This is a genomic window from Pantoea sp. GCM10028869 (assembly GCF_042666835.1).
In the GTDB taxonomy this organism is placed as follows: Bacteria; Pseudomonadota; Gammaproteobacteria; order Enterobacterales; family Enterobacteriaceae; genus Pantoea; species Pantoea leporis.
This window is the reverse complement of sequence record NZ_JBHTGO010000013.1, coordinates 1-15,882: the sequence shown is the minus strand read 5'-3', so window position 1 is coordinate 15,882 and position 15,882 is coordinate 1. Positions and strand designations below refer to the sequence as shown.

Annotated in this window: 5 protein-coding genes; 2 read left to right on the top strand and 3 right to left on the bottom strand. The window is 60.7% G+C overall.

The features are described from left to right. Positions 1-3,527 (top strand): Ig-like domain-containing protein (locus ACFQW4_RS22480; protein ID WP_377727752.1); only part of this gene is annotated, 3,527 nt, incomplete at its 5' end. Positions 3,528-3,850: 323 nt separating this feature from the next. Next, positions 3,851-13,480 carry an Ig-like domain-containing protein gene (locus tag ACFQW4_RS22475; protein WP_377727749.1) on the top strand — a complete coding sequence of 3,210 codons (9,630 nt, stop codon included), beginning with the start codon at positions 3,851-3,853 and terminating at the stop codon, positions 13,478-13,480. Positions 13,481-13,694: 214 nt separating this feature from the next. Here ACFQW4_RS22475 and ACFQW4_RS22470 read toward each other — a convergent pair whose 3' ends face one another. The 3 genes from ACFQW4_RS22470 to ACFQW4_RS22460 all read right to left on the bottom strand — a co-directional run. Continuing rightward, a complete protein-coding gene (locus ACFQW4_RS22470) occupies positions 13,695-14,540 on the bottom strand; it encodes a GNAT family N-acetyltransferase (protein ID WP_377727746.1) in 846 nt (281 codons plus the stop codon). Between the two features lie 114 nt (positions 14,541-14,654). Further along, the gene (gene cbl / locus ACFQW4_RS22465) at positions 14,655-15,614 is read right to left on the bottom strand and encodes an HTH-type transcriptional regulator Cbl (RefSeq protein ID WP_101762578.1); all 960 of its coding nucleotides are present in this window, start codon (positions 15,612-15,614) and stop codon (positions 14,655-14,657) included. A gap of 195 nt (positions 15,615-15,809) precedes the next feature. Beyond that, positions 15,810-15,882: hypothetical protein (locus tag ACFQW4_RS22460; protein WP_225614602.1), on the bottom strand; the 73-nt coding region annotated here is incomplete at its 5' end.

The following is a 15,882-nucleotide window of genomic DNA, read 5'->3' as shown; positions in this document are numbered from 1 at the left end:
ATACGCTGACAAAAGGCAGCTGGACCTTTGAGGTGCAGAAAGCCGGGCAGAACGACTGGAGCAGCTTCACGCTGACCATCGATCCGGACCTCGATCGCTACCCGACCATCGACAGCGCGCTGGATAATGAGGGCCCGGTGACCGACACGCTGCGCAGCGGCGACACCACCGACGACAGCACGCCGACCCTGCGCGGCTCCGGCGTGGCCAACAGCGTCATCACCCTGCGCTATAAGCTCGACAGCGGCAGCTACGCCAGCACCACAGTAAACGTGGACGGCAACGGCAAGTGGACGTGGACGCCGGATACGCTGGCCAGCGGCAGCTGGACCTTTGAGGTCCAGAAGGCCGGCCAGAACGGCTGGAGCAGCTTCACGCTGACCATCGACCCGACCGTGGACCACGATGCCGTGATCACCAGCGCCTGGGATGATTTTGGCGCCGTAACCGGCACCATTGCCAACGGCGGGATCACCGACGACAGCACCCCGACGCTACGCGGCACCGGCCCGGCCAACAGCAGCATCACGCTGAAGTACAGCAACGGCGACCGCAGCGGCGGCATCATGGTTAAAGTGGATGCCAGCGGGAACTGGACGTGGACCGCGCCAGAGCTGGAGGAGGGACACTGGACCTTTGAGGTGAAGAAGACCGGCCAGGAAAGCGCGAGCCGCTACGAGCTGACCATTGATGCCAACGCGGACCGCAACGCCAGCATCGACAGCGCGTTCGACAACGTCGGTCCGGTGACCGGCAGCCTGAGCAGCGGCGCGACCACCGATGACACCACGCCAACCCTGCGCGGCACCGGCCCGGCCAACAGCGTTATCACCCTGCGCTACAAGCTCGGTAACGGTGGCTACACCCTCGACAGCGTGAGCGTGGATGCAGACGGCAACTGGTCATGGACGCCGAATACGCTGGCGAAGGGCAGCTGGACCTTTGAGGTACAGAAGCCCGGCCAAAACGGCTGGAGTAGCTTTACGCTGACCATTGATCCAACCGTGGATCGCAATGCGACTATTGACTACGCCTATGATAATTTTGGTGAAGTGAAAGGCTTGATCGCGCGTGGTGGTATCACCGATGACGCCACCCCAACCCTTTCCGGTACCGGCCCGGCCAACAGCGTGATCTCCTTACGTTATAAGCTCGGCAGCGGCACCTACACTACGACCAGCGTCAGTGTCGATGCCAGCGGCAACTGGAGCTGGACGCCGGATGCGCTGGCGAAGGGCAGCTGGACTTTTGAGGTGCAGAGGGCCGGTCAGAGCGACTGGAAAAGCTTCCAGCTCACCATCGAACCTACCGCCGACCGCAAGCCGATCATTGAAAGCGCATGGGATGACTTCGGTGCCACCACCGGCCTTATTGCCAATGGCGGCACCACCGATGACAGTACGCCGACCCTGCGCGGCACCGGCGCGGCGAACAGCACGATATTGCTGCGCTATTTCCGCCTGGCCACCATGTATGAAGACACCATCAACGTTGACGCCAGCGGTAACTGGACATGGACTGCGCCAGAGCTCATTGACGGCCAGTGGACCTTTGAGGTGAAAAAACAGGGGGATTACAAATGGAACAGTTATGAGCTGACCATTGATTCCAACGCGGACCGTGACGCCACCATCGACAGCGCGCTCGACAACGCGGGTCCGGTGACCGGCAGCCTTGCGAGCGGCGCCACCACCGATGACACCACGCCAACCCTGCGCGGCAGCGGCCCGGCTAACAGCGTCATCACGCTACGCTATAAGCTTGGTAACGACAGCTACGCCTCCACCACCGTAAACGTAGACGGCAGCGGCAAATGGACGTGGACGTCGTCCGCGCTGGCGAAAGGCAGCTGGACCTTTGAGGTGCAGAAAGCTGGCCAGAGCGACTGGAGCCGCTTCCAGCTGACCATCGATCCGACGCTGGATATGCAGCCCATCATCGACGATGCCTGGGATAATTTTGGCGCGGTCACCGGCAGCCTGAAGAACGGTGATACCACCGACGACAGCACGCCAACCCTGCGCGGACGTGGCGTGGCCGGCACCATCATCCACATCGAGAGATGCCTCTCGGGTATGCAGTGGGCGAGCGTGGGCAGCACCGTGGTGAAAGCCGACGGCACCTGGGAGTGGACTTCACCGGCGCTGAGTAGCAGCAATACGTGGAACTTCCAGGCCCGCGCGCAGACCGGCGATCATTACAGCGCGTGGAGCGACAAATTCGTAGTGGAATACGTCGCGGCAGCGCCTGGCGCGCCTGTTATCACCGATGCGTTTGACGATTTTGGTACCGAGACCGGCAGCCTCGCCAGCGGTGATACCACCGATGACCAGACGCCGACCCTGCGCGGCACCGCGCTGGCAAACAGCGTGGTGATGATCCGTGCACAGCATGCGTCGGGTGAGAAAATCTACAGCGTGAAAGCCAGTGCGGATGGTAACTGGAGCTGGACGCCGGATAAGGCGCTGGCGAAGGGGGACTGGGATTTCCAGGTAAAAAAATCCGGCGCGGAAAGCTGGGGTCAAACATTCGAATTGAATTTGGATAGAGGCCCTGTTAAAAGTTCAATAATTGATTTTGAGGAATTTAATGCGGGTGATGTTAACCCTGGAAATCAGTATTGGTTTGAGGATAACTATGCTTTCCTTCTACTTGATTTTATGGGAGATCAAAAATTCTCTCATGTAGTTGACACGCCAGATGATGCGCCTGATATTTTTGGAGATAAATGTTTTGTTATAGGAGAAGCTACTAAAGCCGCCGTAGGATACTCTACTGTCACAGGTACTCGTCTGTACGATAATTTCAAATGTGACATTTGGAACAGAGCAAATTATGACATTAGAATAGAAGGCTTTTATATATCATACAAAAAAGCGGGTAACCCGCAGGACTTTACGATTATCATAAAAGCTGGGGAAGTTTTGTCGCTAAATATGCAAGATTATTTTGAAGATAAGTCCCTACAGCCTGAAATATATCATATAAGCTTTAAGTTTCAGCCTTACATGCATGAACTTTATATAGATAATTTATATATTGAATACAGCCCTAACACATTTAGACCTTTCGTGGATAATGTAGAAAACCTCGTCCACGTCCTTGACGGCGTCGACGCATTAACCGAGCACGCCATCATCGGCAGTGAAACGCAGGTGGATACCTTGCAATTAACCGGCAAAGATCAGCTGCTCGATTTATCTCAGCATAAAGCAGAGATTCAGTCGGTGGAGATCTTTGATATTCGCGGCAGCGGGGATAATACGCTGAAAATCGATCTCGATGCGCTGCTGCATTATGGCGAAAAGGATCTGTTTATCGAAGACGGTAAAACCCAGCTGATGATCAATGGCGATGCCGGCGATGTGGTGCAGCTGAAAGATATTCTGCCGCAAGGCAGCGATATCAGCGAATGGCAGCATCAGCAGGGCACGGTTACGGTCGCGGGCGTGGAGTATGAGGTTTACAGCCACGGCGATGACGCGGAACTGCTGGTGCAGCAGGGGGTGAAAACCGAGCTGATTTAACGGTTAGATCATTCATTATCTGTCTGGAAAGCCACCGAAGTTCGGTGGCTTTTTTTTGCTGTTTAGCCACTCAGAACGTGCCGGCACCGTGCCCCGGCGGGCATTACACGGCCAGCCTCTGCAGCTGCGGTTAACTCATCTGGCCGTATACGCCCGCCCGGCCCTTCCCCCTTTTCTCTCTCTCCGATCCACCAGGAGTTTTCCTCCTTTGCAGACGGTTCTTGATACGAGTCCGTAACACGCTGCTCTACCATTCCCGCCGCTGTGCGATGTCGTGTAAACCGCGCCGCACTTACATTGACAACACATTATGGACGATCCTTATGATTGATTTATTTGCACGCAGCCAGACCCTTTACTTTGAAAGCGCCGACGGCAAGCTGGTGTTTGGTAACAATGAGAAGCTGGAGCCCGGTGGCTTTATTGAGCTGGTCATCGGCACCGACACCTTCCGCGTCCCCGTAGACGACAAAGGCTTTTACCGCTGGGAAGCGCCTTCCGCCTACGCCGACGGCCACTACAGCTTCTCAATCCGCCACTTTGATAACGCCGGCAACCGCAACCCGCCGACGCTCGGCACCGTGATTGTTGACACCAGCGCGCCCGCCGCCCCTGAACTGCTGAACCTCTACGACGACCAGGGCGACAAAACCGGCAGCTTCGACGCCGGCAAGGCCACCAACGACAAACGCCCGACGCTGACCGGCATCGCGCAGAAAGGCAGCACCGTTTACCTGCTCAACGACAAAAATGAAAAAATCGGCAGCGCGGTGGCGGACAAGGTCACCGGCAAGTGGGTAATGGAGCCGGCGCAGGACCTGAAAGACGGCAGCAACAGCCTGCGCCTGATGGCCGAAGAGACCTTTGGTAAACAGCTGCGCGCCGGCACGCCGTCTGCGCCGTTCAACATCATTACCGGCAACGGCAGCGCGCAGGTTGAACACACCGGTGACGCCGCCGCCGCGCCGGTCAGCGAGGCCGCACCGGCCGCCATCGAACCGCTGGCCCGCAGCAAGACCCTCTACTTTGAAAGCGCCGACGGCAAACTGGTGTTTGGGAACAAAGAGAAGCTGGAGCCCGGCGGCTTTATTGAGCTGGTCATCGGCACCGACACCTTCCGCGTCCCGGTAAACGATGAAGGCTTTTATCGCTGGGAAGCGCCGACGCCCTACGCCGACGGCGAGTACAGCTTCTCCATCCGCCACTTTGACAATGCCGGCAACCGCAACCCGCCGACGCTCGGCACCATGATTGTGGATACCACCGCGCCGGACGCGCCGGAGCTGATTAACCTCTACGACGACCAGGGCGTCGTGACCGGCAGCTTTGACGCCGGCAAGGCCACCGACGACAAACGCCCGACGCTGACCGGCATCGCGCAGAAAGGCAGCACCGTTTACCTGCTCAACGACAAAAATGAAAAAATCGGCAGCGCGGTGGCGGACAAGGTCACCGGCAAGTGGGTGATGGAGCCATCGCAGGACTTAAAAGACGGCATTAACAGCCTGCGCCTGATGGCCGAAGAGACCTTTGGTAAGCAACTGCGCGCCGGCGCGCCTTCGGCGGCGTTTGACATCGTGATTGCCGGCGACAACGTCACGGTTACCATTACCGATGCGTTTGACGACGCGGGCAGCTTCACCGGCGCGCTCGGCAACGGCGCGCTCACCGACGACGCCACGCCGACCCTGCGCGGCGAGGTCTCCGCCGCTGACACCGTTATCGTCTATTACCGCCTCGCCGGCAGCCCGACCTGGGCCGGCAGCGCCACCGCCACCCTCAGCGGCGACACCTGGAGCTGGACGCCGGGCAGCAACCTGCCGGCCGGCCGCTATGAATTCCAGGCCAGCACCGGCGACGTCGCCTCGGCGCTGTTTGAGCTGGAGATCGTCAGCCCGTCCGATATTGCCCTGCGCACCCGCTTTGAAACGGTTATCGACGACTTCGGCGATGCCACCGGCCTGCTGGAAAGCGGCGCCATCACCGACGACGCCACGCCCACCTTCCAGGGCCGGGCGGAAGCCAACAGCCAGGTGGTGATCCGCTATACGCTGGCGGGCGGCGCTGCTGCCTCCGTCACCGTTGACGCCGACAGCACCGGCCGCTGGAGCTGGACGCCGGGCACCGGGCTGGCCGCCGGCCAGTGGTCGTTCGACGTCAAATCTCTGGGGCAGACGCACTGGAACGACAGTTTCGATCTGATCATTGTTTCTGAAAGCGACGGCGGCTTTGCGCCCGTCATCGATTACGCGGTGGATGATTTCGGTCCCGTGACCGGCAACCTCGGCAGCGGCGGCAGGACCGACGACAGCACGCCAGCGCTGCACGGTCGCGCCGAAGCCAACAGCCTGGTGATCCTGCGCTTCACCCTGGGCGACGGCCGCTATGACAGCGCCAGCATAAAAGCAGATGCAGGCGGCAACTGGTCGTGGACGCCGCCGGAGCTGGCCAGCGGCAGCTGGACCTTCGAGGTGAAGAAGAGCGGTCAGATGGACTGGAGCAGCTTTACGCTCACCATCGATCCCAATGCCGATCGCAACGCCAGCATCGACAGCGCGCTGGACAACGCGGGCCCGGTGACCGGCAGCCTGAGCAGCGGCGCGTCCACCGATGACACTACGCCAACCCTGCGCGGGACCGGCCCGGCCAGCAGCGTTATCACCCTGCGCTATAAAATGGACGGCGGCAGCTACGCCTCCACCACGGTGAGCGTGGACAACGCAGGCAACTGGTCGTGGACGCCGTCCGCGCTGACAAAAGGCAGCTGGACCTTTGAGGTGCAGAAGGCCGGCCAGAGCGGCTGGAGCAGCTTCCGGCTGACCATCGATCCGGACCTCGATCGCTACCCCACCATCGACAGCGCGCTGGACAACGCGGGCCCGGTAACCGGCAGCCTGAGCAGCGGCGCGTCCACCGACGACACCACGCCGACTCTGCGCGGTACCGGCCCGGCCAACAGCGTTATCACCCTGCGCTACAAGCTCGGCAACGGTGGCTACACCCTCGACAGCGCGAGCGTGGATGCAGACGGCAACTGGTCGTGGACGCCAAATACGCTGGCAAAAGGCAGCTGGACCTTTGAGGTACAGAAGGACGGCCAGAGCGGCTGGAGCAGCTTTAAGCTGACCATCGATCCGGCGCTGGACCTGAAGCCAACCATTGACAGCGCCTGGGACGACTTTGGCGCGGTAACCGGCAGCCTGACAAGCGGTGACACCACCGATGACAACACGCCAACCCTGCGCGGTACCGGCGTGGCCGGCACCATCATCCACTTCCAGAACGGCCTGGCGGGCAGCTCCTGGGTTAATGTGGGCAGCACCGTCGTTAAAGCGGACGGCACCTGGGAGTGGACCTCACCGGTGCTGAGCAAAAACGGCACCTGGGAGTTTCACGCGAAGGCGCAAAACGGCGACGTTATCAGCGGCTGGACCGGGAAATTTATTCTGAAGTACGTTGCTGCCGCCGGACCGGTGATTACCGATGCGCTGGACAACGTCGGCCCGGTAACCGGCAGCCTGAGCAGCGGCGCGTCCACCGATGACAGCACGCCAACCCTGCGCGGCACCGGCCCGGCCAACAGCACCATTACGCTGCGCTACAAGCTGGGCAGCGGCAGCTACGCCTCCACCACGGTGAGCGTGGATAATGCAGGCAACTGGTCGTGGACGCCGGATACGCTGGCGAAGGGTAGCTGGACCTTTGAGGTGCAGAACGCCGGCCAGAGCGGCTGGAACAGCTTCCAGCTGACCATCGATCCGGACCTCGATCGCTACCCGACCATCGACAGCGCGCTGGATAACGCGGGCCCGGTAACCGGCAGCCTGAGCAGCGGCGCGACCACCGACGACACCACGCCAACCCTGCGCGGCAGCGGCCCGGCCAACAGCGTTATCACCCTGCGCTACAAGCTTGGCAGCGGCAGCTACGCCAGCACCACGGTAAGCGTGGACGGCAACGGCAAGTGGACGTGGACGCCGTCCGCGCTGGCCAACGGCAGCTGGACCTTTGAGGTGCAGAAAGCCGGCCAGAGCGGCTGGAGCAGCTTCCAGCTGACCATCGATCCCACCGTGGACCGCGATGCCGTGATCAACAGCGCCTGGGATGACTTCGGCGCCGTGACCGGCACCATTGCCAACGGCGGGACCACCGACGACAGCACGCCAACGCTGCGCGGCACCGGCCCGGCCAACAGCAGCATCGCACTGAAGTACAGCAACAGCGACCGCAGCGGCGGCATCATGGTTAAAGTGGACGCCAGCGGGAACTGGACGTGGACCGCGCCAGATCTGGAGGACGGACACTGGACCTTTGAGGTGAAGAAAGACGGTCAGGAAAGCGCGAGCCGCTACGAGCTGACCATCGATTCCAACGCGGATCGCAACGCCAGCATCGACAGCGCGTTCGACAACGTCGGCCCGGTGACGGGCAGCCTGAGCAGCGGCAGCAGCACCGACGACACCACCCCGACCCTGCGCGGCAGCGGCCCGTCCAACGGCACCATCACGCTGCGCTACAAGCTCGGCACCGGCAGCTACGCCTCCACCACGGTGAGCGTGGACAACACAGGCAACTGGTCGTGGACGCCGTCCGGGCTGGCGAAAGGCAGCTGGACCTTTGAGGTGCAGAAGGCCGGCCAGAACGGCTGGAGCAGCTTCCAGCTGACCATCGATCCGGACCTCGACCGCTACCCGACCATCGACAGCGCGCTCGACAACGTCGGACCGGTGACCGGCAGCCTGAGCAGCGGCGCGACCACCGACGACACCACGCCGACCCTGCGCGGTACCGGCCCGGCCAACAGCGTTATCACCCTGCGCTACAAGCTCGGCAACGGTGGCTACACCATCGACAGCGCGAGCGTGGATGCCAGCGGCAACTGGTCATGGACACCAAATACGCTGGCGAAAGGCAGCTGGACCTTTGAGGTGCAGAAGGACGGCCAGAGCGGCTGGAGCAGCTTTAAGCTGACCATCGATCCTAACCTGGATCGCAATGCCACCATCGACAGCGCGTTCGACAACGTCGGCCCGGTGACCGGCAGCCTGAGCAGCGGCAGCAGCACCGATGACACCACGCCGACCCTGCGCGGCAGCGGCCCGGCCAGCGGCACCATTACGCTGCGCTATAAATTGGACGGCGGCAGCTATGCCTCTACCACGGTGAGCGTGGACGTAAACGGCACCTGGTCGTGGACGCCAAATACGCTGGCAAAAGGCAGCTGGACCTTTGAGGTGCAGAAGAGCGGCCAGAGCGGCTGGAGCAGCTTCCAGCTGACCATCGATCCCACCGTGGACCGCGATGCCGTGATTAACAGCGCCTGGGATGACTTCGGCGCCGTGACCGGCACCATTGCCAACGGCGGGACCACCGACGACAGCACCCCGACGCTGCGCGGCACCGGCCCGGCCAACAGCACCATCACGCTGCGCTATAAGCTCGGCACCGGCAGCTACGCCTCCACCACGGTGAGCGTGGACAACGCGGGTAACTGGTCGTGGACACCGTCCGCGCTGGCAAAAGGCAGCTGGACCTTTGAGGTGCAGAAGGACGGCCAGAACGGCTGGAGCAGCTTCCAGCTGACCATCGATCCGACCCTGGACCGCAACGCGACCATTGACAGCGCCTATGATGATTTTGGTGCCGTCAAAGGCGTTATTTCCAACGGCGGCGTCACCGATGACGCCACGCCAACCCTGCGCGGTACCGGCCCGGCCAACAGCGTCATCACCCTGCGCTATAAGCTCGGCAGCGGTGGCTACAACACCGACAGCGTGAGCGTGGACGCCAGCGGCAACTGGACGTGGACGCCGAATGCGCTGGCCAGCGGCAGCTGGACCTTTGAGGTGCAGAAGGACGGCCAGAGCGGCTGGAGCAGCTATAAGCTGACCATCGATCCTACCGTGGATCGCAAGCCGACTATCGACAGCGCCTGGGATGACTTTGGCGCGAATACCGGCCTGATCGCCAACGGCGGCATCACCGACGACGCCACCCCCACCCTGCGCGGCACCGGCCCGGCCAACAGCACCATTCTGTTGCGCTACTTCCACCTTGCCACCCTGTTTGAGGGCACGATCAAGGTAGACAGCAGTGGCAACTGGACGTGGACCGCACCGGCGCTGACGGACGGCGACTGGACCTTCGAGGTGAAGAAAAGCGGGCAGTCTCAGTGGAGCAGCTATGAGCTAACCATTGACTCCACCGCCGATCGCAACGCCACCATCGACAGTGCCTGGGACGACTTCGGTCCGAACACTGGCAGCCTGAGCAGCGGCAGCAGCACCGACGACAGCACGCCAACCCTGCGCGGCAGCGGCCCGGCGAACAGCACCATCACGCTGCGCTATAAGCTTGGCAGCGGCAGTTACGCCTCCACCACGGTGTTCGTGGACGGCGGCGGCAAGTGGTCGTGGACGCCGTCCGCGCTGGCGAAAGGCAGCTGGACCTTTGAGGTGCAGAAGGCCGGCCAGAACGGCTGGAGCAGCTTCCAGCTGACCATCGATCCGGACCTCGATCGCTACCCGACCATCGACAGCGCGCTCGATAACGTCGGCCCGGTGACCGGCAGCCTGAGCAGCGGCAGCAGCACCGACGACAGCACGCCAACCCTGCGCGGCAGCGGCCCGGCCAACAGCGTTATCACCCTGCGCTACAAGCTTGGCAGCGGCAGCTACGCCAGCACCACGGTAAGCGTGGACGGCAACGGCAAGTGGACGTGGACGCCGTCCGCGCTGGCCAACGGCAGCTGGACCTTTGAGGTGCAGAAGGCCGGCCAGAGCGGCTGGAGCAGCTTTACGCTGACCATCGACCCGACCGTGGACCGCGATGCCGTGATCACCAGCGCCTGGGATGACTTTGGCGCCGTGACCGGCACCATTGCCAACGGCGGGACCACCGACGACAGCACCCCGACGCTGCGCGGCACCGGCCCGGCCAACAGCAGCATCTCGCTGAAGTACAGCAATGGCGACCGCAGCGGCGGCATCATTATTAAAGTGGATGCCAGCGGTAACTGGACGTGGACCGCGCCAGATCTGGAGGACGGACACTGGACCTTTGAGGTGAAGAAGGACGGCCAGGAAAACTGGAGCCGCTACGAGCTGACCATCGATTCCAACGCGGATCGCAACGCCAGCATCGACAGCGCGTTCGACAACGCGGGTCCGGTGACCGGCAGCCTGAGCAGCGGCGCGTCCACCGACGACACCACGCCGACTCTGCGCGGCAGCGGCCCGGCCAACAGCACCATTACGCTGCGCTACAAAATGGACGGCGGCAGCTACGCCTCCACCACGGTGAGCGTGGACAATGCAGGCAACTGGTCGTGGACGCCGTCCGGGCTGGCGAAAGGCAGCTGGACCTTTGAGGTGCAGAAGAGCGGCCAGAACGGCTGGAGCAGCTTTAAGCTGACCATCGATCCGGCGCTGGATATGCAGCCCACCATCGACGATGCCTGGGACAATTTTGGCGCGGTGACCGGCAGCCTGAAGAACGGTGACACCACCGACGACAGCACGCCGACCCTGCGCGGCAAAGGCGTGGCCGGCACCATCATCCACATTCAGAGCAGCCCGCCGGGCGTGCCGTGGGAGACCGTGGGCAGCACCGTGGTGAGAGCCGACGGCACCTGGGAGTGGACCTCACCGGCGCTGAGTGGCAGCAACACCTGGGACTTCCGGGCCCAGGCGCAGACCGGCGATCACTTCAGCGCGTGGAGCAACAAGTTCGTGGTGAAATACGTTGCGGCGGCGCCTGACAAGCCGACCATCACCGATGCGTTTGACGACGTCGGTCCGGTGACCGGCAGCGTGAAGAGCGAGGGCTACACCGATGACAGCACGCCAACCCTGCGCGGGCGCGGCGTGGCGGGCAGCATCATTCACTTCCAGAACGGCCCGTGGGATAAGCCGTGGGTGAACGTGGGCAGCACGGTGGTGAAAGCCGACGGCACCTGGGAGTGGACGTCGCCGGCGCTGGATCACAGCGACAACTGGCACTTCCGCGCCTGTGCAGAGAACAGCAACGGCACAAGCGACTGGTCAGACAGCTTTATTCTGAACTACACCGATCCGACGCCGATCATTATTGATGCGTTGGATGATTTTGGTGCCCAGACCGGCAGCCTGCAGAACGGTGACACCACCGACGACAGCACGCCGACCCTGCGCGGCAAAGGCGTGGCTGGCACCATCATCCACATTCAGAGCAGCCCGCCGGGCGTGCCGTGGGAGCCAGTGGGCAGCACCGTGGTGAGAGCCGACGGCACCTGGGAGTGGACTTCACCGGCGCTGAGCAGCAGCAACACCTGGGACTTCCAGGCCCGGGCGCAGAACGGCGATCACTACAGCGCGTGGAGCAACAAGTTCGTGGTGAAATACGTTGCGGCAGCGCCTGACAAGCCGGTCATCGTCGATGCGTTTGACGACGTCGGTCCGGTTACGGGCAGCGTCAAGAGCGAGGGCTACACCGATGACAGCACGCCAACCCTGCGCGGGCGTGGCGTGGCGGGCAGCATCATTCACTTCCAGAACGGCCCGTGGGATAAGCCGTGGGTGAACGTGGGCAGCGCGGTGGTGAAAGCGGACGGCACCTGGGAGTGGACGTCGCCGGCGCTGGACCACAGCGACAACTGGCACTTCCGCGCGTACGTAGAGAACAGCAACGGCCAAAGCGACTGGTCAGAGAGCTTTATTCTGAACTACACCGATCCCGCGCCGACAATTACCGATGCATTTGATGATTTCGGTGCCGAGACCGGCAGCCTCGCCAGCGGTGACACCACCGATGACCAGACGCCAACCCTGCGCGGCACCGCGCCAGCAGACAGCGTGGTGATGATCCGTGCACAGCATGCTTCGGGTGAAAAAACCTACAGCGTGAAGGCGGGTGCGGATGGTAAGTGGAGCTGGACGCCGGATACGGCGCTGGCGAAAGGCGACTGGGATTTCCAAGTGAAGCAATCCGGAGCGGGAAATTGGGGGGAATCGTTTGAGCTAAATATTACGAAGGATTATTCAGGTAGAAAAGGAATTGTCGATTTTGAAGATATGTATTTAGGTCCGCGTTACGGTGCAGGAATTCTTTTTAACGGGAATTGTGGACTTGTTTGGGGGGACCCACGTCAACCAGATGTATTGAGTGCTTATATTATACAAAAGCCAGATGGGGCTCCTGATTATTTTGGAAAGCATTGCCTTGTCCCGAATCGGGGCGAACTAGAATTCCAAGGCGGTAAGATTATAGATATTGGTTTCGATGTATATAATAGAGGAACCACAGATTCAACATTCCGATTTAGCATAAACTCCCGTTTCTCGAAAACTTATACTATTAAACCTGGCGAGGCGATTCATGTTGATCGTGATAGTTATGAGAACGATTTTGATGGAACCCACACTGGAAGATTGAACTTGGTGTTTATATCACCGGCTGATCAATTCGTTTTCGATAATATATATACTATTGTTACGCCACCAAGCACTTCGGCACAGTTAGTAGATGACCCCGAAAACATCGTCCACTTCCTCGACGGAGTCGACCAATTAACCGATCACGCTATTACCGGCAGTGAAACGCAGGTGGATACTCTGCAATTAACCGGTAAAGATCAGCTGCTCGATTTATCTCAGCATAAAGCAGAGGTTCAGTCGGTGGAGATTTTTGATATTCGTGGCAGCGGGGATAATATGCTGAAAATCGATCTGGATGCGCTGCTGCATTACGGCGAAAAAGATCTGTTTATCGAAGACGGTAAAACCCAGCTGATGGTAAACGGCGATGCCGGCGATGTGGTGCAGCTGAAAGATATTTTGCCGGAAGGCAGCGATATCAGCGAGTGGCAGCATCAGCAAGGCACCGTGACGGTTGCGGGGGTGGAGTATGAGGTGTACAGCCACGGCGATGACGCGGAACTGCTGGTGCAGCAGGGGGTGAAAACCGAGCTGATTTAACGGTTAGATCCTCTATTATCTGTCTGGAAAGCCACCGAAATTCGGTGGCTTTTTTTTGTTGTTTACCTACTCAGAACCTTCGGGCACCGCGCCCCGGCTGGCATTGCGCACCGGCTGGCATTGCGCGATAAATCGCGCCGCTACGTTGCGCGGCGATCACGGTACACCGCATCCGCCGCGACGGCCGCGGCAGCGATCCCCTCTTCATCCGACATCACCCCATTGCCTGCGTCATCAACCCATAAGCCTGCATCGCGCCGGGCTGCGGCATCCACGGCGTGCCGCGCACCATGATGGTGGGCGCATCCACCTGCTCCAGACCCAGGGTTTTCAGCCATGGTGCCAGCGGTAACGCGGCGTCGGTATCGATGCGCACAAATTCGCCGTGCAGCGTCTGCATCAGGGCGGCAATCAAGGTTTGCGCACTCGCCAGATTCAACGCAATCACCGGGCCAATCGACCAGCCGTGACCAAAACGGCGCAGGCTGGCAAAGCCCTGCACGCGCTGCTGCGCATCCAGCAATATCCGGGTTTGTGCATCTTCAATCAGGTGAGTGATTAACGCGGGGCGCCACAGGCCGTGCGCCTGGTGATCGAAGGTGGTCAACGGTTGTGCCTCTGCGGGCAGCGCGGGACGCAGCGTGAAACCGGCTGGCACCGTCAACGCTGGCACCGCCGCCAGCGCGCGCGTTTGATGCTGCAGAATCTGGCCCGTTACCGCAAAACCGAGTTTCTGATACAGCGGTTTGCCGCTCTCGGTGGCGTGCAGCCGCAGGTGGTAATCAGGGAATTGCTCCAGCAGCGCCAGCATCAACTGTTTACCAATGCCCTGCCCTTGCCAGCGTGGGCTGACGATGACGAGTCCGATGGTGGCCGCCTGCTCGCCCCAGCGAAACCCCAGCGCGCTGCCGGCGTAGTCGCCCTGATGCTCAGCCACCGTGCCTGCGCCGAACGTCAGCGCCTGCTGCCAGTCTTCGCGGCGATGCGGCCAGTGCAGTTGCTGCGTGAGGGCAACGCCGGAATCGATGTCGCGTGGCGTCATAGCGCGTAGCCTGATCATGTTTGCTCCTGATGTGCGGGAAATGCCCTTGTCTTTAGCACATTTCAGGGCGGGGATGAAAGCGGGAACGCGGTTGCGAGGCGGTGCGGCCGGGTTGCGCCGCACCGTGCTGGCTTAAATCTGGAAGTCGATGGCCGGTTCGTTTTCGGTTTCGTAGGAGAGCGCCTGCCGCTTGATCTCCTCCAGCGACAGGTTGGCGTTACAGAGTTCGAGGAACTGCCAAACGTAATTGCGTTGCAGCTGGCCGCGCTTCAGGCCGAGCCACACGGTATTGGCATCGAACAGATGATGGGTATCGATTTTTACCAGATCTTCCCCTTCGTAAATATCGCACGCCTGATCGGCGAGAATCCCCACGCCAAGACCGAGTTCAACGTAGGTTTTCACCACGTCAGAATCCTGCGCGCTGAGCACGATATCCGGGCGCAGACCAGCGGCCTGGAATGCCCGATCCACCCGAGAACGGCCGGTAATGCCCTGACGATAAGTGATTAACGGATAACGGCTCAGGCTGGCGAGCGTAATGGGCTGCTGCTGTAACAGTTCATGATCGTGCGGCACCAGCAGCGAGTGATGCCAGCTGAACCACGGGAACGCGGCAAGACTGCTGTTGTTCACTAGCTGCTCGGAGGCGATACCGATATCTGCTTCACCGGCCAACAGCATGGCGACGATCTCCTGCGGCGATCCCTGATTGAGCTCAAGGCGCACGTTGGGATAGAGCTGGCGAAACGCTTTGATCACGCGCGGCAGGCTGTAACGCGCCTGGGTGTGCGTGGTGGCGATGGTCAGCACGCCGCTGGTTTCATTGGTAAACACATCCGCTAAGCGGCGTACTTTGCCCGCTTCATCAAGGATGCGCTCAGCAATGGTCAGCAGCGCCTTGCCCGGTTCGGTCATGCCTAACAGTCGCTTGCCACGACGAATAAAGATTTCCACGCCCAGTTCATCTTCCAGATCGCGAATATGGCGGCTGACTCCGGACTGGGAGGTAAACAGCGTATTCGCCACTTCGGTCAGGTTGAACTCGCAACGGGCCGCTTCACGTATAATTTTAAGTTGCTGGAAATTCACACCCTTTTCTCCTGATTCCTGCCCCTGTTTCGTCCATGTTATGAAGTTGGTGTCATCGCAACAAATAATAAAAAACGGTGTGTTATGCGGAATAGTAATAAGGGGTAGTTTGAAGGACGCCCTCACCCCCGCCCTCTCCCGCTGTACAGTCCGGGGACATGGTAGACAGGTGTTCGGGGACATGGTGAACACTTTTTAACATCCTTTACCCATGGTGATCGACTTTTTCTTCAGGTCGATCACCCCCACTTTTGTGCTGTACCACCAT

What these genes read in the sequence shown, in the direction of transcription:
- ACFQW4_RS22475 (WP_377727749.1), top strand. Translation starts at nt 3,851, where the DNA reads ATGATTGATTTATTTGCACGCAGCCAGACCCTTTACTTTGAAAGCGCC.
- ACFQW4_RS22470 (WP_377727746.1), bottom strand. Translation starts at nt 14,540, where the DNA reads ATGATCAGGCTACGCGCTATGACGCCACGCGACATCGATTCCGGCGTT.